Genomic DNA, 19,212 nt, shown 5'->3' with positions numbered 1-19,212 from the left:
TGATCGATGTTAGGGAGTGGAACCGGTCCGGGCCACTGATTCGACCAACGATTCGGGAGGAGTTGGGGATGCGGTCCGCCGTCGGGCGGCTCAGCCGACACGTTCGGCCGTTTTCGACGGTGTGTCCGGCCGCAGCATGATCGTGCGCGAGACCACGAACGTGATGGGGATGGCGGCCGCGGCGGCCACCAGCGGGGCGTAGCGGTCGCTGAATCCGGCCAGGTCGACCAGGAGGTAGACGCCGCCGGTGGTGATGACGAAGTTGGCCGCGTTGGTGAGGGGGAAGAGCAGGAACTTCCGCCAGGTGGGCCGGGTGCGGTACGTGAAGTACGAGTTCAGGAAGAACGAGCCGATCATGCTGAGCGCGAAGGCGAGCACATGGGCGGCGATGTACGGCAGCCAGTGCAGCAGGAGCAGGTAGAGGCCGTAGTACGTGCCGGTGTTCACCGCGCCGACGACAGCGAAACGTGCCATTTGTGCGGTGACCGTCATCGGCGTACGAACTCCCGGGGCTCCGGTTCGGCGGCGGCTTCGCGGGTCCGGGCGTTGGTGGCCTTGACCAGGAAGTGCGGGCGGCGCTTCACCTCGTAGTAGATACGCCCGACGTACTCGCCGACGACCCCGGCGAGCACCATCTGGACGCCGGCGAGCGCGGTGACCACGACGAGCAGGGTGACGTAACCGGGGGTGTCGACACCGCGCACGAGGGCGACGCCGACGATCCAGGCGGCGTACGCGAGGGCGACGGAGGTCAGGAGCAGGCCGAGGTAGAGGGCGGCGCGCAGGGGCTTGTTGTTGAAGGAGAGCAGCCCGTCCAGGCCGTAGTTGAGGAGCTTGCCGAAGGTCCAGGCGGAACGGCCCTGTTCCCGTACGGCGTTCTCGTAACTGAACGTCGTGGTGGGGAAGCCGACCCAGGCGAAGAGGCCCTTGGAGAAGCGGTTGTACTCGGTGAGCGAGAGCACGGCGTCCGCCGCGCGGCGGGAGAGGAGCCGGAAGTCTCCGACGCCGTCGACCAGTTCGACGTCCACGAGGCGGTTGATCAGCCAGTAGTAGGCGCGTGCGGTGACGGTACGGGTGACGCGGTCGCCGGCGCGGGTGCGGCGGGCGATGACCTGGTCGTAGCCCCGGGCGTGCTCCTGGAGCATCCGGCCGACCAGTTCCGGCGGGTGCTGGAGGTCGGCGTCCATGAGCACCACCGTGTCCCCCTCGGCGTGCTGGAGGCCGGCCAGCATGGCGGCCTCCTTGCCGAAGTTGCGGCTGAAGGAGACGTACCGGACGCGCGCGTCGGCGGTGGCCAGCTCCTGGATGAGGGGCAGGGTCCGGTCGGCGCTTCCGTCGTCGATGTAGACGACCTCGAACGCGTGCCCGAGGCGGGACATTTCGTCCGTGACGCGTTCATGGAAGCGTTCGAGGATCTCTTCCTCGTTGAAACAAGGCACCACCAGCGAGATCAGCACCCATGTACATCAACCGGTCGATGTGTCGCCCTCCGGAGCCCGGTGTGGCCGGTGGGCGGCCATCGGGTGAACGGCCCGTCCCGGCTCTCAGCCGCCCCGGACCTCCATCTGGCGTTGCAGCTGCCGGCGCAGCTCGACGGGCAGCGGGTGGTGCGGGCCGTAGGCGCGCTCGGTGTCGTACAGCAGGGACTGGAGCTGGGCGCGCGCGTTCGCGTGGTCGCCGAGGGCGAGCAGCAGCTGCCCGATGCGGTGGCGGATCTCGTACGAGCGTGCCGGGTCGTTGCCCGTGGCGTACTGGTTCTCGTAGTACGGCAGCACGGCGCGGTACTCCGCGAGCGCGGCGGCCGGTTCACCGAGCTGTTCCAGGCACTGGGCCACGTCGCAGCGGTGGCCGAGGGTCTGCGGGTCCGCGGGGCCCGCCTCGGCGGCCCGGTCGTCGGCGAGCCGGCGCAGTTCGGGCAGGGCGCGGCGGTACTGGCCGTCGTCCATGAGGGTCGCCGCGTACTGCTTGCGCAGGATGCGGACGACCGGGGAGCCGGACCCGTGCTGTTCGGCGGCGACCGGGAGGAGCCCGCCGAGCATGTCCACGGCCTGGGTGATGCGGCCCTCGCCGAGGAGCCGCTTGACCTCGTCCACGGCTGCGGCGACGTCCGTCCGGGCGGGCGGCGTGGCGGGCATGGCCGGCGGCGGAACCGTGGCGCGGTCGGGCCAGGGGGCGTGCGGGCGCAGGAACGGACGGGTGGGGTCGAGCGGCCCGGCGGGCGGCCGGGAGCCGCGTGCGGGCAGCAGCGGGGCGAGGTGTTCGTACACCTCCTGGGCGCTGGCCGGGCGGTGCTGCGGGTCCTTGGCGAGCAGCCGCAGCACCAGTGCCTCCAGCGGCTCGGGGATGTCGGGCCGGATCCGGCGGACCGGCAGCGGCGGTTCGTACAGGTGCCGGTGGAGCACGCCGAGGGCGGTGGACCCGGCGAACGGCACATCGCCGCTGAGCAGTTCGTGCAGGAGGACGCCGAGGGCGTAGAGGTCGGTGTACGGGCCGACCGCGCCGCCCATGGCCTGCTCGGGCGCCATGTAGGCCGGGGAGCCGATGGGCGAGCCGGTGTTGGTGAGGCGGGTGGTGTCGGTGTCGAGGACGGACGCGACACCGAGGTCGAGGACGAGCACGGTGCCGTCCGGACGGACCATCACGTTACGGGGCTTGAGGTCGCGGTGGACGATCGGTACGGCGTGCACGGCGCTGAGGACGGCGCACAGCTGCGCGGCCACCGCGACGGCCCAGGGCCAGGGGTAGGGGTCGTGCTCGGCGAGGTGGTCGCCGAGGTCGGCGCCCTCCACGTACTGCATGACGAGGAACAGGTCGTCGCCGTCGCTGCCGGCGTCGTGCACGGTGACCAGGCCCGGGTGGTCCACCTGCGCGGTGACCCGGCACTCGCGGACGAAACGGCGGCGCAGCTCGTCGGCGGCCTCGCTGCCGATGGGCCCGGTGACCCGGTCGGGGCGCAGCAGCTTGACGGCGACCCGGCGGTCGAGGCGCTGGTCGTAGGCCGTCCAGACCTGGCCCATGCCGCCCTGGCCGAGGATCGTCGCCAGCTCGTACCGCCCGCCGATGAGGCGACCGTTCACCGGCCCTCCTCCTTGCGGAGGTAGTCGCTCAGCTCGTCCAGCTCGGCGCGGACCTGGTCGATGCGCTGGGGCGGGGCGGGGCGGGCGTCCTCGGGCTGGGGGCAGCGGGTGAGGGGAAGCGGGTAGGGCTGCTGCTGCCCGGGGTGCGGCGGGTAGGGCTGCGGCTGTCCGTACGGAGGCGTGGGCACGGGCACGGTCGTGACGTACGCGTAGCCGGCCCCCTGGTGCGGGAGTCCGGCGCCCTTCCCGGTCAGGCGTGCGTGGAAACGCACGTCGGCGACGAGGTAGTACACGCAGACGGCCGCGAGGACCAGGAGTTGCAGCGCTATGAACACGTTGTCGAGGCCGTCCGCCTCCACCTCCGGCTCGTTCCTGCCGAGCACGGCGATCACCACGCAGGTGAACACGAAGCCGGCGCCGGCCGCCCACCAGTCGAGGGCACGGCGGCGGACGAACGCGAGCCTGAGCAGCGGCGCCCACAGCAGAAAGCCCAAGGAGCAGACCGCGATCAGGATGAACAGCACGCGCATGGAGACGATCCAGGCCCTGCCGGGGACTCGGCGCGGCGCCGTGGGCGGAAGACCCGGGGCGTACATGGCTGCTCCTGGATTGCCTGGTCGTGAAACGTCCGCGCGCACACGGGCGTGCGTGCGGATCCGAGCGTAAGGGGCGACACCGACAGAGGGCCCGGGGTTGTGCGGAACCGTTGTGGTTCCGGTCACTCCGGCGTGACCGTACCGTCCGTCAATCCGTCGTAGAGGCCCTGCACGAGCTGTCCGCCGAGCCGTCCGGCGAGCCGCAGCGCGTCCTCGAACGCGGCGAGCGCGCGGAACCGTTCGCCGTAGCGCCGCTGCTCGGCCAGGGGCAGGCGCGGCAGTTGCAGGCGGCGGGCGTCCAGCCGGGTCGCGGTGGAGGCGTGGCTGCTGGCCTGCCGGTTGTTGGTGGTGCCGCGCAGGAAGCCGGCGAGGAACCAGGGGTCGAGCACGTCCGGGTCGGGGCGCAGCAGTTGGAGGTTGCGGCCGAGCGCGGCGCCCGCAGTGGCCTCGTCCACGACCCGGACGACGGTGACGCCGCCGAGCACGGGCACGACGACGTCGCCCGCTTCGACCAGGACGGGCTCCTCGGGGGCGCCGGTGGCCGGGGCGCCGGTGGCCGGAGCGCCTGAGGGCGGGGTGCCGCCCAGCACGTCGTGCTCGGTGAGGACGGGGCCGGTCCCGGTGCCCGCGCCGCCGTGGCGGAGCTGGAGGGCGCCCGCGCGGGCGAGTTCGCCGAGGGTGGTGAGCGGGCGGTGCGCGGGTGCGGTGGGGGCGGGGGGTGGCGGGGTGAGGCTCGTGGCCAGGCCCAGGGTCGTGGTCAGCCGCTCGCGTACGCCGGCCAGTTCGGCGGGTCCGCCGGTGGCGGCGGGGGACGGCAGGTGGCGGGCGGGGGCGAGGTCGACGTCGTCGTCGAGGAGTTCGATGACGGGGACGGTGCGGGCGGCGGCGGAGTGCGGCGCCGTGGGCTGCGGGCGCTGCCCCTCGTACGCGTGCCAGGCGTCGATTACCGCGTGGCGCAGGGCGGTCAGGTCGAGGCGGTCCCGGCCGCCGCCGGTGGTCTGCTCGGCGGGCTCGGCGGTGTCGACCAGCAGGAGTGCGGGGTTGGGCTGCGGCGCGGCGCCGGGCCTGCGGAGCACCCACAGATGGAGCGGGATGCCGTACGGGGGTGCGGCGCCGGCCGGGAGCGCGATGACGGCGCGCAGGGCGCCCCGGCGCAGGAGGTCGGCGCGGATGCGGCGGCCGGATCGGCGGGAGGCGGCGGCGGGGGGCATCAGGAGGACGGCGGTGCCGCCGTCGCGCAGCCGGGCCAGCGCGTGCTGCACCCAGGCGAGTTCGGACTCGGTGCGGGCGGGGAAGCCGTACTCCCAGCGGGGATCGTAGGCGAGTTCGTCGTGGCCCCAGTTGCGCTCGTTGAACGGGGGGTGGCAGAGCACGGCGTCGGCGGCCAGCCCCGGGAAGGCGTCGGCGCGCAGGGTGTCCCCGGTGCGTACGTCGAGGGTGCGGCGGGCGGAGGCGGTGCGCGGGGTGTCCGCCGTGCGCAGGGCGAGGCGGAGTGCGGTGACGGCTGCGAGGCCGGGGTCGCTCTCCTGGGCGTACAGCCCGGCCGGCCCGGCAGCGGTCAGCAGGGCGCCGGTGCCCGCCGCCGGGTCGAGCACCGTGCGCACGCCGGGCCCGCCGGTGCCGGCCAGTTCCGCCATCAATTCGGCGAGACCGGGCGGGGTCAGCGTGTACTGGCGCGGGTTGGCGTCGAGCTGACGGCCGAGCAGGAACTCGTACGCATCCCGGACGCCGGTCTCCGCGGCCAGCTCGGCGGCGCCGCGCAGCAGCGGCACGGACGGCAGGAGTTCGGCGCGGTCCGGGGTGCGGACGGCGCGCCCGTTCCCGGCGGGCCCGAAGCGGTCGGTGAGGGCGTCGTCCAGCGCGAGGGAGAGCACCCCGGCCATCCGCTCGTCGGACACGCCGGTGATCTCCCGCCAGGCGGCGGGGCTGCGGTTCACCAGCAGCAGGGCGCAGCCGGTGTGGACGAGGGCGGTGACGGGGCCCGCCGGGTGGCCGGCCAGCTGCTGCCAGACGCGTTCGCGGAGGGGGACCTCGACCAGCTTGCCCTGGTCGCGCAGCCACCGCTCGACCTCGGGCAGTGCGAAGGACGGGCTGGTCTCGGTGCCGCCCACGGGCTGGGGGAAGTCGGCGTGCCGACGGCGCCAGTTGCTGACGGCGGCGCGTCCCACGCCCGCCAGGCGGGCGATTCCGGCGGCGGTCACCTCTGTCGCGTTCTCCGGCACTTGCTGTCTCCCTGTGCTGTACCGCTGGCGGGTCGGGGCGAGCATACCGACCCGTACACAGCAGCGCACTCGCCATCGATTCACGGCGTGCATGGACCTGTTCCGCGTGAACCGTGTTGACTCGGTTCACAGATGATGCTGTGATTGACCTGTCGCTGAACGAGCGACGTCAGGTGGATCCGCTCACCACTCATCCCGTACTTGCCGAAGGGCGCAGCCATGTCCCAGTTCACGCAGCCGCCGCAGTCCCCGCAGCCTCCGCACCCCCAGCCGCAGCAGCCGTACGGCCCCGCTCACGCGCCCGGTCTGCGCCCCGCGCGCAACGGGCTGGGCACCGCCGCCCTGATCCTCGGGCTCATCGGCGCGGTCTCCGGCCTCATCCCGTTCCTCTTCTGGCTGGCGGGCATCCTCGGCACGATCGCGCTGGTCCTGGGGCTCGTCGGCCGGGGCCGCGCCAAGAGGGGCGAGGCGACGAACAAGAAGATGGCCACGTTCGGCACGGTCCTCGCGCTGATCGCGCTGATCATGTCGGTGGTCGGCGCGGTGATCACCTTCAAGACGGTGGACGACGCGGTGGACGACCTGAACAAGGCGGTGTCGGACACGAAGGCGTCCGCGCAGCCGAAGGCGGGCGGGGACGCCGGCAAGGGCGCCGAGAAGGAGAAGTCCGGCGACGACAAGGCCGGCAAGGAGGAGAAGCCCACCGGCGAGGCGCTGGAGGCCGGTGACGCGATCGTGTACGACGACGACCTGACGCTCACGGTCGGCGACGCGACGAAGTACTCCCCCGGTGAGTTCGCGGCCGGTCACACCAAGGGCAACAAGGCGTACCAGGTGGCCGTCGTGATCGAGAACGCCGGCAAGGAGAAGTTCGACTCGGCACTGGTCACCGTCGAGGGACGGGCCGGTAAGGACGGGGTCGACGCGGAGCAGATCTTCGACGACAAGGTCGGCTCGGGCTTCACCGGCACGATCCTCCCCGGCAAGAAGGTCACGGTGCTCTACGCGTTCGACGCGCCGGCCGACGCGAAGAACCTCACCGTGGAGGTCAGTCCCAGCTTCACGTACGACTCGACGCAGTGGGACCTGAAGCTCTGACCCGCGCGGCGTGCCCGCACCCGTGGAACCCGTCCGCCAGGGCGGGTTTTCCGCGTCGGCTCAGTCCTCGCGCTCCCCCGGCCAGGCGGCGAGCGCGAGTTCGGCGATCTCGGCCAGCTCCTCCGGGCCCGCCCCGTCGCAGGAGCGCTGCGACATGCCCTGGACGATCGTGGCGAAGTACCCGGCGAGGACGCGGGGGTCCACCCGCTCCGGCAGCTCACCCGTGCGCTGCGCGTCCCGCAGCCGCGTCTCCCAGGCCGTGACGTTGGAATTGCGCACGCCCCTCAGGCGGTCGGCCACCCCGGCGTCCTGCGGGGTGACGTTCACGGCCCCCGTGATCACCATGCAGCCCGCCGGGTGCGAGGGGTCGGCGTAGATCCGGGCGGCCTCGCGCAGAAGGCGCGCGAACGCGCGGTAGGCCGTGGGCTCCTGCTCCAGCGCGTCGCGCATGAAGGTCCCGACGGGCGTCCTCCCGTACGCGGCGACCGCCTCCTCGAAGAGCGACCGCTTGTCGCCGAACGCGGCGTAGAGGCTCGCGGGCCGGATGCCCATCGCCTCCGTCAGCTCACCGATCGAGGTCGCCCCGTAACCCCGCTCCCAGAACAGCCGGACGGCCGCCGCGAGCGCGGCGTCCCGGTCGAAGGAGCGCGGCCGTCCGCGCGCCGCACCTGTCTCACCCATGCCCCACATTCTAGAGCGCCCGCTCAAGAAGTCGTGCTACGTTCTTTCTGGAACGATCACTCAACAAATAGCTGAGGGGTAACAGTCATGTCTGCGTACGCACTTGAGGGCAAGGTCGCGCTGGTCACGGGTGGCAGCCGGGGTATCGGCCGGGGCATCGCGGAACGGCTGGGGCGCGAGGGCGCTGTCGTCGCCGTCGCCTACGCCCGGGACGCGGCGGCGGCCGACGAGGTCGTGGAGGTCATCCGGAAGAACGGCGGCACGGCGTTCGCCCTCCGCGCCGAGCTGGGCACGCATGGGGACGCGGCCGCGCTGTGGGAGGCGTTCGACGCGGAGATCACCGCGTACGCGCCCGGCGGCGGCGTCGACATCATCGTGAACAACGCGGGCGCCGGGCTCTACTCCGAACTGTCCTCGCTCACCGAGGAGGCGTTCGACGCGGTATTCGCCGTCAACGTGCGGGCCCCGTTCTTCATCGTGCGCCACGGGCTCGACCGGCTGCGCGACGGCGGCCGGGTCATCAACATCTCCAGCGGCGCGGCCCGGATCGCGATGCCGAACATCATCGCCTACAGCGCGACCAAGGGCGCCCTGGACAACTTCACGCTGACCCTCGCCAAGGAGCTGGGCCCGCGCGGCATCACGGTCAACTCGGTGGCCCCCGGCATCATCGACACCGACATCAACGCGGACTGGCTGCGCGGCGACGCCGAGGCGGAGAAGGGCGCCGCGTCCCTGGCCGCCCTGGGCCGGGTCGGACAGCCGGGCGACGTCGCGGACATCGTGGCGTTCCTCGCCTCGGACGACTCCCGCTGGGTGACGGGCACGGTGATCGACGCGACGGGGGGCTCAGGGCTCTGAGGGGCGCGCGGGGCACGCGGAGGGGCGGCGGACCCCCGGGCCCGCCGCCCCGCGTAGCTACTGCCGCGTCAGCCGCCGCACTGCTTCAGCATCATGTCCTTGTCCGCGCTCGTCACCGGCAGGTCGTACTTCAGCGAGACCTGGGCGAAGCGGAGCACGTACGCGCAGCGGATCGGCTTGTACGGGGGGAGCCAGGTCGCGGGGCCGCCGTCGCTCTTGGAGCCGTTGGCCGGGCCGTCGACGGGGATGAGGTTGAGCGGGTCGTTGGCGATCTGCTGGCGCTTGGACTCGTTCCAGTGGGCGGCGCCCATCTGCCAGTCGTACGACAGCGGCATGACGTGGTCGATCTGGACCTTGGTCGCCTGCTGCTTGCGCCACTCGATGGTCTTGCCGGTGTACGGGTCCTTGAGCGTCATGGAGACGACCACGCACTTCGAACCGGAGCGCAGCTCGACGTCCTTGCCGTCCCGGGCGAGCAGGTCGTTGCGGGTGTCGCAGCCGTTGTGGGACAGCGGGACGTCGTCCACGGAGTCCTTCCACGCGTACCCGAACTTGTCCCGCTCGTAACCGGTCTTGGGGCCGCGCCCCTTGGTGGCGACCTTCTCGATGATCTTCCGCGCCGCCGCCCGGTCCTTGTCCGAGGTGAGGGGGCGAGGCCCGGCTTCGTGCCGTCGTCGTTCGTCAGCGGGCTGGCGCCGAAGCCGGTGGCGGACTGGCCGCCTCCGTCCGCGCCGCCGCCGGTGGTGTCGATGTCCTTGGGCAGTTGATCGGGGTCGCAGCCACTCAGCGCGAGCACGGCCGTGGCGGCCAGGGCGGGGACCATCACTCGACACACGCGGGGAGATATCACTCGTAGCCGTCCTGACGGTGAGAAAGCCGAACCAACCAGGGAATTCTATGAACGTCTTCCCCGCGAGGAGGATTTCATGGCTGCGACCCGTTCCCGCGTGCGGGCCGGGTCACACCTCGCGCCCCGGTCGCGCCTCGCGGCCGACTTCCCGCGCCCGCGCCCCCTCACACCTTCCCGATGCCCAACGTGTTCTCGGGCGGCAGCAGTCCCGACCCGATCGCCGCCACCCACAGCGGGCCCAGCAGACCGACCAGCCGTTCCCGCTCCACGTCCGTGAGCACCCGCCAGGGTCCCGCCGCCGCCTCGTCCGTACGCCGCTCGACCTCGGCCCGCAGTGCCCGGCCCGCCTCGGTCGCCGTGCCGTCGGCGGCCACCAGCCCCCGCTTCTCCAGCCGTTCGCGGGCCGCCCGCCACTCCTCATCACCCCACCCCCGACTGCCGAAGACCTCGGGCCGGGCGGCCCCGATCGCCGCGAACGAGACCAGTGACTCGACGGGGTCCAACTCCGCGTGCGCCAGGGCCGCGAGGTGGCCGTCGCCCCGGTGTTCGCGCAGGACGGTCGCCGCGTGCCACACGGCGAGGTGGGGTGCGTCCGGCCAGGGCAGCGCGGCGTTCGCGGCGGCGAGCGGCCGGTGCGCCAGGTCCGCCGTGTCGGCCGCCTCCGCCACGCGCCGCAGCAGCGCGGCGGCCTCGGCCGTGTCCGGCGCGGCGGCCTCGTCCCCCAGGAGCGCCTGGTACGCACGGTCCACGGCCCGCCCCCGCGCGGCCAGCACCGCGTCCGGCGAGGCGACCGACCAGACGGCGGGCACATACGCGCCGACCATGCGCGGGCTGAAGCTGTAGAACGTCTCCCCGACCGGGTCCGCCCCCACCGCGCCCAGCGGCGCCGCCCGCCAGGCGAAGTAGCTCGGCCACCGCTCATCGACCGCGTACCCGAGCGCGGCGGCCTCCTCGAACGCCTCCGGCGCGTAATACAGGACCGCGTGCACCGGCTCCAGCAGGTGCCACAGCTGTCGTACGCGACCCAGTTCCTCGGACATGTCCACACCTTCCGCCCCGCACCGGCCACCATCTAGCCACTGCCTAGATCTCCAGAGTGCGCGCGATCCGGGAACTTGTCAACGACTAGATCCCGCGTAACCTGCTGTCCATGACCAGCGACCGCGCCTACCACCACGGCGACCTGCGGCGGGCCGTCCTCACCGCCGCCCTCGACGTCATCCGCACCGAGGGCCCCGCCGCGCTCAGCCTCCGCGACCTGGCCCGCCGGGCCGGCGTCTCCCACGCCGCCCCCGCCCACCACTTCAAGGACCGCACGGGCCTGCTCACCGCGATCGCCGCCGAGGGCTACGCCCTGTTCGCGGACGCCTTGGCGGCGGCCCCCGACCTCCGGGAGCGGGGCGTGGCGTACGTACGGTTCGCGCGGGCGCACCCGGCGCACTTCCAGGTGATGTTCCAGCCGGACCTCCACCGCACGGACGACCCGGACCTGCTGGCGGCGAAGGCCCGCGCGACGACGGAACTGCGCGCGGGCGTCGCCCGCCTGCCCCCACCGACAACCCCCGCCTGACAGGCGTAGCCGCCTGGTCCCTCGCCCACGGCTTCGCCACGCTTCTGCTGAGCGGCAACCTGGACGACGCGATGGGCGGTCGCGATCCCGAGGAGGTCTTCCGCCTGGTCGGCCGGTTGCTGTTCAACGCCGGGGACGCGACCTAGGGCTCACGACCCCAGGATCGTCGTCAGGAACTCCCCCGTCCACGCCAGCAGCTCCCGCCCCACCACCGGCTTGCCGCCGATCTTGCCCGTCGTCGGGCGCGGCACCAGGATCTGGTGGACCGCCGGCTTGATCACCGTCTTCGGGTACAGCCGCTTCAGGCGGAGTTCCTGCGACTCGCGCAGCTCCACCGGCGCGAAGCGGATGTTCGGGCCCTGGAGGACGATGTCGCCGACCCCGCAGGCGCGGGCCAGCATGCGCAGGCCCGCCACCAGGAGCAGGTTCTCGACCGGTTCCGGGAGCTTGCCGTAGCGGTCCGTCAGCTCCTCGCGGACCGCCTTGATGTCGTCCTCCGAGGACGCCGAGGCGATCGAGCGGTACGCCTGGAGGCGCAGCCGCTCGCCGGGGGCGTAGTCGTGCGGGACGTGCGCGTCGACCGGGAGCTCGATCTTGACCTCCAGCGGCGGTTCCTCCTCCACGCCGCCCTCCAGGGACGCCCGGTAGTCCGCGACCGCCTCGCCCACCATGCGTACGTACAGGTCGAAGCCGACGCCCGCGATGTGGCCGGACTGCTCGCCGCCGAGGAGGTTGCCCGCGCCGCGGATCTCCAGGTCCTTCATGGCCACGTACATGCCCGCGCCCATCTCGGTGTGCTGGGCGATCGTGGCCAGGCGCTCGTGGGCGGTCTCCGTCAGGGGCTTCTCCGGCGGGTACAGGAAGTAGGCGTAACCCCGGTCGCGGCCCCGGCCGACGCGGCCGCGCAGCTGGTGCAGCTGGGAGAGGCCGAAGTTGTCGCCGCGCTCCACGATCAGCGTGTTCGCGTTGGAGATGTCGATGCCCGACTCCACGATCGTCGTGGAGACCAGCACGTCGAACTTCTTCTCCCAGAAGTCCACCACGACCTGCTCCAGGGCCTGTTCGGACATCTGGCCGTGCGCCGTGGCGATCCGCGCCTCGGGCACGATCTCGCGCAGCCGCGCCGCCGCCCGGTCGATCGACTCGACCCGGTTGTGGATGTAGAACGCCTGGCCCTCACGCAGCAGTTCACGCCGGATCGCGGCGCCGATCTGCTTCTCCTCGTACGGCCCGACGAAGGTCAGGACCGGGTGGCGCTCCTCCGGCGGGGTGGTGATCGTGGACATCTCGCGGATGCCGGTGACCGCCATTTCGAGCGTGCGGGGGATGGGCGTCGCGGACATGGTCAGCACGTCCACGTTGGCGCGGAGCTTCTTCAGCTGCTCCTTGTGCTCGACGCCGAACCGCTGCTCCTCGTCCACGATGACGAGGCCCAGGTCCTTGAACTTCGTCTCCGATGAGAACAGCCGGTGGGTGCCGATGACCAGGTCGACGGAACCGTCCTTCAGCCCGGCGAGCGTCGCCTTGGACTCGGCCTCGGACTGGAAGCGGCTCAGCGCGCGTACGTTGACGGGGAACTGGGAATAGCGCTCGGTGAACGTGCCGTAGTGCTGCTGCACGAGCAGCGTGGTCGGAACGAGGACGGCGACCTGCTTCCCGTCCTGCACCGCCTTGAACGCGGCGCGCACCGCGATCTCCGTCTTGCCGTACCCCACGTCGCCGCAGATCAACCGGTCCATCGGGACCGACTTCTCCATGTCCTCCTTGACCTCGGCGATCGTCGTCAGCTGGTCGGGCGTCTCGGCGTACGGGAACGCGTCCTCCAGCTCGCGCTGCCAGGGGGTGTCCGGGCCGAAGGTGTGGCCGGGGGCCGCCATCCGGGCCGAGTACAGCTTGATCAGGTCGGCAGCGATCTCCTTGACGGCCTTCTTGGCGCGCGCCTTCGTCTTCGTCCAGTCCGCGCCGCCGAGCCGGTGCAGGGTCGGGGCCTCGCCGCCGACGTACTTGGTGACCTGCTCCAGCTGGTCGGTCGGGATGTACAGCCGGTCGCCGGGCTGCCCGCGCTTGGCCGGGGCGTACTCGACGAGCAGGTACTCGCGCGTCGCCCCCTGCACCGTGCGCTGCACCATCTCGATGTAGCGGCCCACGCCGTGCTGCTCGTGCACGATGTAGTCGCCGGTCTCCAGCGTCAGCGGGTCGATCGTCTTGCGCCGCCGGACCGGCATCCGGCCCAGGTCCTTCGTGGCGGTGCGCTGCCCGGTGAGGTCGGTCTCCGTGAGCACGGCGAGCTTCAGGCCGGGGTGGACGAAGCCGTGGTCGATGGCCCCGCACGAGACGTGGACCACCGACGGGGAGATCTCGTCCAGGTCCGGGTCGAGCCGGGCCGCGATCCCCTCGCCGCCCAGCATCTCGACCGTACGCGAGGCGAGCCCCTGGCCCTCCGTGACGTACACCGTGCGCCAGCCGTCGGCCAGCCGGCCCTTCGTGTCGGCGAACGCCCGCGCGGTGTCACCCCGGTACATCTCGGGCGCCTGCATGCCCAGCGGCAGCGTGTCGTCGTCCAGCTCCGCGTCGGCCGCGAACGGGGAGATCGACCACCACATCATGTCCAGCTCACGGGCCCGCTCGCGGACGTCCGCGATGCCCCGCAGCGAGGCCGCGCCGACGTCGATCGGGGCCTCGCCTCCGCCCGCCGACGCCGCCCAGGACGCCTGCAGGAACTCCTGGCTGGTCGCGACCAGGTCCGCGGCCCGGGTCCGGACCCGCTCGGGGTCGCAGACGACGGCCATCGCGCCCTTGGGCAGCACGTCGAGCAGCAGCTCCATGTCGTCCACGAGGACCGGCGCGAGGGATTCCATGCCCTCCACCGCGATGCCCTCGGCGATCTTGTGGAGGAGTTCGCCCAGCTCCGGGTGGGCCTCGGCGAGCGCGGCGGCCCGCTCCCGCACCTCGTCCGTCAGCAGCAGCTCACGGCAGGGCGGCGCCCACAGGCCGTGCTCGGCGACCTCCAGGGACCGCTGGTCCGCGATCTTGAAGTAGCGGATCTCCTCGACGTCGTCGCCCCAGAACTCCACCCGGAGCGGGTGCTCCTCGGTGGGCGGGAACACGTCGAGGATGCCGCCGCGCACCGCGAACTCGCCGCGCTTCTCGACCAGTTCGACCCGGGCGTACGCGGCTGCCGCCAGCGCCTCCACGGTCTCCCCGAGGTCGGCGCTCTGCCCGGTGCGCAGCGCGACCGGCTCCAGGTCCGCGAGCCCCTTGACCTGCGGCTGGAGCACGGACCGGATCGGCGCGACGACGACCGAGACCGGCCCGGTCTCCGGGTCGTCGGCGCTCGGGTGCGCGAGGCGCCGCAGCACGGCGAGCCGGCGGCCCACGGTGTCGGAGCGGGGCGACAGGCGCTCGTGCGGCAGGGTCTCCCAGGACGGGAACTCCGCGATCGTGTCCGGCGGCAGCATGGTGCGCAGCGCGGCCGCCAGGTCCTCCGCCTCCCGGCCGGTCGCGGTGACCGCGAGGACCGTCCGCCCGGCGTCCCTGGCCAGCGCGGCGACGGCGAAGGGCCGCGCGGCGGGCGGGCCCACCAGGTCGATGTGCATCCGGTGGCCGTCACCGGCGGCCTTCACCGCTTCGTCGAGCGCCGGATCACGTACGACGACATCCAGCAGACCGTTCAGGCTCATGAAGGGCTTCCGTCCGGGAGAGGAGAAGGGCTCTGACGGCCGGCTGCCGCCAGGGCGCGCTGCCCCGGGGCAACGCGAAGGGCCCGACACGTGTGACGGGCCGGGGGTTACTAGCGTACGACTCCGGGAAGGGCGCCGCTGCGCGGCAGGGGGCCCACAGGCCACACACGCACCGGCCCCGGCCCGCTCCGAGGAGCGGGCCGGGGCCGGTCGGGGCGGCAGGGTGTCTCACCCGTCCGCGGCGATCGCGTTCAGGACGTTCATCCGGCCCGCCCGGAAGGCCGGGACCAGGGCCGCGAACAGTCCGACGAAGGCGGAGGCGACGAACACCGTGATGATCGTCGGCCACGGGATGTCCAGGACGCCCAGACCCTCCAGGGCCAGCAGCTTCTGGGCCGAGGTGCCCCAGCCCATGCCGAGCCCGAGGCCGAGCAGGGCGCCGAAGAGGGCGATGACCACCGACTCCAGCCGGATCATCCGGCGCAGCTGGCGACGGGAGAGGCCGATGGCGCGCATCAGGCCGATCTCGCGGGTCCGCTCCACCACCGAAAGCGCCAGGGTGTTCACCACACCGAGCACCGCGACGATGATCGCCAGGGCGAGCAGGCCGTACACGACGTTCAGCAGCTGGCCGATCTGGTCCTTCAGGTTCTCCTTGAAGTCGGCCTGATTCCGCACCTTGTACTGCGGGTAGTCCGCGACCGAGCTCTTCAGCGCCGCGTACGCCGCGTCCTCCTGGCCGTCCTTCGCCTTGGCGAACATGATCATGTTCTGGGGCATCCTGTCGGCGGGGACGTACCGCTGGGCGGTCGAGGTGTTCAGGTACATCGCGCCCTGGTCGAGGGCGGTCTCGTCCGAGGTGATCGCGGCGACCCTCAGCTTCGCCGTGTCGCCCCCCTTGAACGCGACGGTGATCGTGTCACCGACCTCGACGTGGTGCGCGGTGGCGTACTCCTCGCCGACCGACATGGCGTCCTTGCCGTACGCCTTGTCCAGGTCGCCGGAGAGGACCTCGCGGCGCACGTCCTGGGCATACGTCGGGTCGGCCGCCGTGACGTGCTCGTCCGACGCCTTGCCGTCCGGGCCGGTCAGCTTCGCGCCGAGCACCTTGTAGTGCGTGAGGTGTTCGATGCCCGGGGCGGAGGCCAGGGCCTCGGCGGCCTGCGGGACGATCAGCTGGCCGTTGGCCGACTCCACGATGAAGTCCGCACCCACCGACTTGTCCAGCTCGTCGGTGGCCGAGGCGACCATGGACGAGCCGACCACGGAGAGGCAGGCCACCAGGGCCAGGCCGATCATCAGGGCCGCGCCGGTCGCGCCGGTGCGGCGCGGGTTGCGCAGCGCGTTGCGCTCGGCGAGCCGGCCGACGGGCCCGAAGAACCTCAGCAGGACGGCGCTCAGCGCCCGTACGACGACTCCGGCGAGCAGCGGGCCGATCACGATGAAGCCGACGAGCGTCAGCAGGACGCCCAGGCCGAGGAGGCCGGAGCCGTCGCTCGCCTCGTCCACCCGCGTCGTCGCCCACAGGGCGGCGGCGCCGGCGCCGGTGACCACGAGGCCGAGCCCGGCCCGGACCCAGCCGGACTTGGCGTCCGCCGGGGTACCGGCGTCGCGCAGGGCGGCCATCGGGGAGACCTTGCCGGCCCGGCGGGCCGGGATGTAAGCGGCGAGGACGGTGACGATGATGCCGAGCGCGAGCCCGACCACCGGGGTCGTCCAGGCGATGGTCAGGTCCTCGGTGGACAGCTCCATGCCGACCGCGCCCATGACCTTCATCAGCCCGACGGCGAGCCCGATGCCGGCGCCCACGCCGAGGACGGAGCCGAAGACGCCCAGGAGCACCGCTTCCAGCAGCACCGAGCGGTTGACCTGCTCACGGCTGGAGCCGATGGCCCGCATCAGGCCGATCTCGCGGGTGCGCTGGGCGACCAGCATCGAGAAGGTGTTGACGATGAGGAAGATGCCGACGAGGAAGGCGATCCCGGCGAAGCCGAGCATCGCGTACTTCATGACGTCGAGGAACGACCCCATGGAGTCCTTGTTCTCGGCGGCCGCCTCGTCCTGCGTCTGGATCTTGTACGCGGCGGAGCCGTCGAGCGCCCGCGCCACGTTCTGCTTCAACCGGGCGTCGCTGACGCCCGGTTCGGCGGTGACGGAGAGGTGCGAGAAGACATCGGGGGCGCCGAGCAGCGCGCGCTGGGCGGTGGTGGTGTCGAGGTAGACGATCGCCGCGCCGGGGTTGGTCACCTTGAAGGTGGCGATGCCGCTGATCTTCCCGGTGATGTCGCCGGTGGCCGCGATGGTGCGCAGCTCGTCGCCGATCTTCAGGTGGTGCTTCTTCGCGGTGTCGGCGTCGACCATGATCTCGGTCGGGCCGCGCGGGGCGTGGCCGGAGGTGATCTCCATGGAGCGCAGGTCGTTCCGCGTCCAGTTGCCGGCGATGGTGGGGGCGCCGGTCTCGGAGCCCATGTTCTCGTTGTGGCGGTCGACGACGGTGACGGCCGCGCTGGAGACGCCGCCCTCGGCCTCCTTGACGCCGTCGGCCTTCGCGACCTCGGCGAGGACGGAGGCGGGCAGCGACTCCGGCTTCCCGTTCTCCGGGACGTCGTCCGCCTTGGCCTTCTTCGGGCTGACGGTGACATCGGCGGAGGTGGCGGCGAAGAGCTTGTCGAACGTGGTGTTCATCGTGTCGGTGAAGACGAGCGTGCCGCAGACGAAGGCCACCGAGAGCAGGACGGCGACGGCGGAGAGCGCCATGCGTCCCTTGTGCGCGAGGAAGTTGCGCATCGAGGTCTTCCACACGGTCATGACGTCCGCCCGCGCGCGTCGAAGTCCTTCATGCGGTCCAGCACCTGGTCGGCGGTGGGGTTGAGCATCTCGTCCACGATGCGGCCGTCGGCGAGGTAGAGGACGCGGTCCGCGTAGGAGGCGGCGACCGGGTCGTGGGTGACCATGACGATGGTCTGGCCCAGCTCGTCCACGGACCTGCGCAGGAAGCTCAGGACCTCGGCGCCGGCCCGGGAGTCCAGGTTCCCGGTCGGCTCGTCGCCGAAGATGATCTCCGGCTTGGCGGCGAGGGCCCGCGCCACCGCGACGCGCTGCTGCTGGCCGCCGGAGAGCTGGGTCGGCCGGTGCTTGAGGCGGCCGGCCAGGCCGACGGTCTCCACGACCTGGTTGAGCCAGGCGGCGTCGGGCTTGCGGCCCGCGATGTCCATCGGGAGCGTGATGTTCTCCAGCGCGTTCAGCGTCGGCAGCAGGTTGAACGCCTGGAAGATGAACCCGATGCGGTCGCGCCGGAGCTGGGTGAGCTTCTTGTCCTTGAGCCCGGTGATCTCGGTGTCGGCGACGTGGATCTGGCCGGACGTCACGGTGTCGAGGCCGGCCAGGCAGTGCATCAGCGTCGACTTGCCGGAACCGGACGGGCCCATGATCGCGGTGAACTGCCCCCGGGCGATGTCCACGTCGACGTGGTCGAGCGCGACGACCCGGGTCTCCCCGCTCCCGTACGCCTTGACGACCTGCCGCGCCCGCGCAGCCACGGCCGTACGCCCTCCAGTGCCCCCGTGCCTGGGAATGGTTACAGCCGTTGTCACGGTTTTTCTCCTATGTCGGTCAGCGACGGGTTGTCGCCGTCTGCTGTGAAGTCTGCTGTGGGGAGGGGGTCCGGCGCGCTGGTGCCCAGCGCAGTCTTCCGGTGGGGTTTTCCCCACCCCGTCCCCTGTGGTCCGCCCTCCGGCGGCGCGTGTGCGGTGCGTCTGAGGTACGTACCGCCGTGCGTCTGCGGTACGACGAACACGCTACGGAGAGAGCCCGCCCCCGCACGTCCTCCACCGGGAGGAACGGCCCCTGGCCCGCTGTAAGGAGCTACCCCTAGGGGCTGGGCCCCCGGGTGGACCCCGGTCTCAGGGACTGCACCCAGGGGTCCCACACCCCGGGGTGGGGACGGGGTCCTACCGCCTCCGGGGCGCGAGTGCCGCGCGGACGGCCGGGGTGAGGGCGGCGCGGGTCTCGGCCGGGGTGAGGGCGGCCGGGGTGGGGAGGGGGTTCAGATAGCGGGTGTAGATGATCCCGCCGAGCACGGTCACCACGGCGGTGGCGCGGGCGGTCGCGTCCGGGCCGCCGAGAAATTCAACGAGCGGCCGCAGCAGCTCCTGTTCCAGGTATTCGCGGACGACTTCGGCGGCGGTCTCGCCCCGGGTCGAGAGGCGCCGGAAGTCGGCGTCCTCCCACAGGCCCGTCACCGCGTCGATCAGCCGTCCGGGCAGGGTGGCCGGGTCACCGCCCAGCACCTCGTCCACCGAGAGCGCGTTGGCGCACTGGAACTGCATCACGTCCGCGAACAGGCCCTTCTTGGACCCGAAGTGATACGCGATCAGCGCCGGGTCGACCCCCGCCGCACCGGCCACGGCGCGCAGCGTGGTCGCCCGGTAGCCGCGTTCCAGGAACAGCTCACGCGCCGCCGCCACGAGCGATTCACGGATCGGCGGATTGCCCCGGGGGCGGCCACGGGACCGGGTGGGGGCGGCCGGGGCGTTATTCATCAGCGTTGAGCCTGCGTCGCGTGATCCGCACAGTCA

13 protein-coding genes and 2 pseudogenes are annotated in these 19,212 nt (G+C 72.2%); 3 read left to right on the top strand and 12 right to left on the bottom strand.

The window, feature by feature from the left end:
- Positions 1-90 precede the first annotated feature (90 nt).
- From NEH16_RS19130 to NEH16_RS19110, 5 genes are all read right to left on the bottom strand, one after another.
- Entirely contained in the window at positions 91-474 is a 384-nt protein-coding gene (locus tag NEH16_RS19130; protein WP_374215616.1) for a GtrA family protein, read from the bottom strand.
- Between the two features lie 14 nt (positions 475-488).
- Positions 489-1,457 carry a glycosyltransferase family 2 protein gene (locus NEH16_RS19125; protein ID WP_265543944.1) on the bottom strand — a complete coding sequence of 323 codons (969 nt, stop codon included), beginning with the start codon at positions 1,455-1,457 and terminating at the stop codon, positions 489-491.
- A gap of 87 nt (positions 1,458-1,544) precedes the next feature.
- Positions 1,545-3,077 carry a serine/threonine-protein kinase gene (locus tag NEH16_RS19120; protein WP_265543941.1) on the bottom strand — a complete coding sequence of 511 codons (1,533 nt, stop codon included), beginning with the start codon at positions 3,075-3,077 and terminating at the stop codon, positions 1,545-1,547.
- The gene (locus NEH16_RS19115; protein WP_265543940.1) at positions 3,074-3,673 is read right to left on the bottom strand and encodes a hypothetical protein; all 600 of its coding nucleotides are present in this window, start codon (positions 3,671-3,673) and stop codon (positions 3,074-3,076) included. The genes NEH16_RS19120 and NEH16_RS19115 overlap by 4 nt, the downstream gene beginning before the upstream one ends.
- Before the next feature lie 122 nt (positions 3,674-3,795).
- Positions 3,796-5,895, bottom strand: coding sequence for an N-6 DNA methylase (locus NEH16_RS19110; protein ID WP_265543938.1), 2,100 nt, complete (start codon positions 5,893-5,895; stop codon positions 3,796-3,798).
- Positions 5,896-6,114: 219 nt separating this feature from the next.
- On the opposite strand from NEH16_RS19110, the gene NEH16_RS19105 reads away from it, so the two are divergent.
- Positions 6,115-6,993 (top strand): DUF4190 domain-containing protein, encoded by an 879-nt coding sequence (locus NEH16_RS19105; RefSeq protein ID WP_265543936.1) that lies wholly within the window; start codon positions 6,115-6,117, stop codon positions 6,991-6,993.
- A 60-nt stretch (positions 6,994-7,053) separates the two neighbouring features.
- Here the strand turns inward: NEH16_RS19105 and NEH16_RS19100 are convergent, their stop codons facing one another.
- Positions 7,054-7,683 carry a TetR/AcrR family transcriptional regulator gene (locus NEH16_RS19100; protein ID WP_265547260.1) on the bottom strand — a complete coding sequence of 210 codons (630 nt, stop codon included), beginning with the start codon at positions 7,681-7,683 and terminating at the stop codon, positions 7,054-7,056.
- 78 nt (positions 7,684-7,761) lie between these two features.
- Between NEH16_RS19100 and NEH16_RS19095 the strand changes: the two genes are divergently transcribed.
- Positions 7,762-8,535: an SDR family oxidoreductase gene (locus NEH16_RS19095; protein ID WP_265543934.1), complete on the top strand. Its 774-nt coding sequence runs from the start codon at positions 7,762-7,764 to the stop codon at positions 8,533-8,535.
- Between the two features lie 68 nt (positions 8,536-8,603).
- Here NEH16_RS19095 and NEH16_RS19090 read toward each other — a convergent pair.
- Both NEH16_RS19090 and NEH16_RS19085 read right to left on the bottom strand, forming a co-directional pair.
- Positions 8,604-9,358: pseudogene (locus NEH16_RS19090) on the bottom strand (HNH endonuclease family protein).
- 191 nt (positions 9,359-9,549) lie between these two features.
- Positions 9,550-10,425 (bottom strand): SCO6745 family protein, encoded by an 876-nt coding sequence (locus NEH16_RS19085; RefSeq protein ID WP_265543933.1) that lies wholly within the window; start codon positions 10,423-10,425, stop codon positions 9,550-9,552.
- 110 nt (positions 10,426-10,535) lie between these two features.
- Here NEH16_RS19085 and NEH16_RS19080 point away from each other — a divergent pair.
- Positions 10,536-11,101, top strand: a pseudogene (locus NEH16_RS19080) (TetR/AcrR family transcriptional regulator).
- Between the two features lie 3 nt (positions 11,102-11,104).
- Here NEH16_RS19080 and mfd read toward each other — a convergent pair.
- From mfd to NEH16_RS19055, 4 genes are all read right to left on the bottom strand, one after another.
- Positions 11,105-14,635, bottom strand: a complete 3,531-nt coding sequence (gene mfd, locus NEH16_RS19070) for a transcription-repair coupling factor (protein ID WP_073968562.1) — start codon at positions 14,633-14,635, stop codon at positions 11,105-11,107.
- 228 nt (positions 14,636-14,863) lie between these two features.
- On the bottom strand, positions 14,864-17,443 hold the full coding sequence (locus NEH16_RS19065; protein WP_265543928.1) for an ABC transporter permease: 2,580 nt from the start codon (positions 17,441-17,443) through the stop codon (positions 14,864-14,866).
- The gene (locus NEH16_RS19060) at positions 17,440-18,228 is read right to left on the bottom strand and encodes an ABC transporter ATP-binding protein (RefSeq protein ID WP_265543926.1); all 789 of its coding nucleotides are present in this window, start codon (positions 18,226-18,228) and stop codon (positions 17,440-17,442) included. Before NEH16_RS19060 ends, NEH16_RS19065 begins: the two co-directional genes overlap by 4 nt.
- A 357-nt stretch (positions 18,229-18,585) precedes the next feature.
- On the bottom strand, positions 18,586-19,176 hold the full coding sequence (locus tag NEH16_RS19055) for a TetR/AcrR family transcriptional regulator (protein ID WP_265543924.1): 591 nt from the start codon (positions 19,174-19,176) through the stop codon (positions 18,586-18,588).
- Between the last annotated feature and the right edge of the window lie 36 nt (positions 19,177-19,212).

The sequence above is a fragment of the Streptomyces drozdowiczii genome (genome assembly GCF_026167665.1).
Lineage (GTDB): Bacteria > Actinomycetota > Actinomycetes > Streptomycetales > Streptomycetaceae > Streptomyces > Streptomyces drozdowiczii_A.
Note: the sequence above shows the minus strand (reverse complement) of the source record. Positions and strands in the feature narration are given on the sequence as shown.

Excerpts from the sequence above, each read along its gene's own strand:
- mfd (WP_073968562.1), bottom strand. The coding sequence starts at position 14,635 with ATGAGCCTGAACGGTCTGCTGGATGTCGTCGTACGTGATCCGGCGCTC.
- NEH16_RS19130 (WP_374215616.1), bottom strand. The coding sequence starts at position 474 with ATGGCACGTTTCGCTGTCGTCGGCGCGGTGAACACCGGCACGTACTAC.
- NEH16_RS19115 (WP_265543940.1), bottom strand. The coding sequence starts at position 3,673 with ATGTACGCCCCGGGTCTTCCGCCCACGGCGCCGCGCCGAGTCCCCGGC.
- NEH16_RS19055 (WP_265543924.1), bottom strand. The coding sequence starts at position 19,176 with ATGAATAACGCCCCGGCCGCCCCCACCCGGTCCCGTGGCCGCCCCCGG.
- NEH16_RS19095 (WP_265543934.1), top strand. The coding sequence starts at position 7,762 with ATGTCTGCGTACGCACTTGAGGGCAAGGTCGCGCTGGTCACGGGTGGC.
- NEH16_RS19100 (WP_265547260.1), bottom strand. The coding sequence starts at position 7,683 with ATGTGGGGCATGGGTGAGACAGGTGCGGCGCGCGGACGGCCGCGCTCC.
- NEH16_RS19065 (WP_265543928.1), bottom strand. The coding sequence starts at position 17,443 with ATGACCGTGTGGAAGACCTCGATGCGCAACTTCCTCGCGCACAAGGGA.
- NEH16_RS19105 (WP_265543936.1), top strand. The coding sequence starts at position 6,115 with ATGTCCCAGTTCACGCAGCCGCCGCAGTCCCCGCAGCCTCCGCACCCC.
- NEH16_RS19085 (WP_265543933.1), bottom strand. The coding sequence starts at position 10,425 with ATGTCCGAGGAACTGGGTCGCGTACGACAGCTGTGGCACCTGCTGGAG.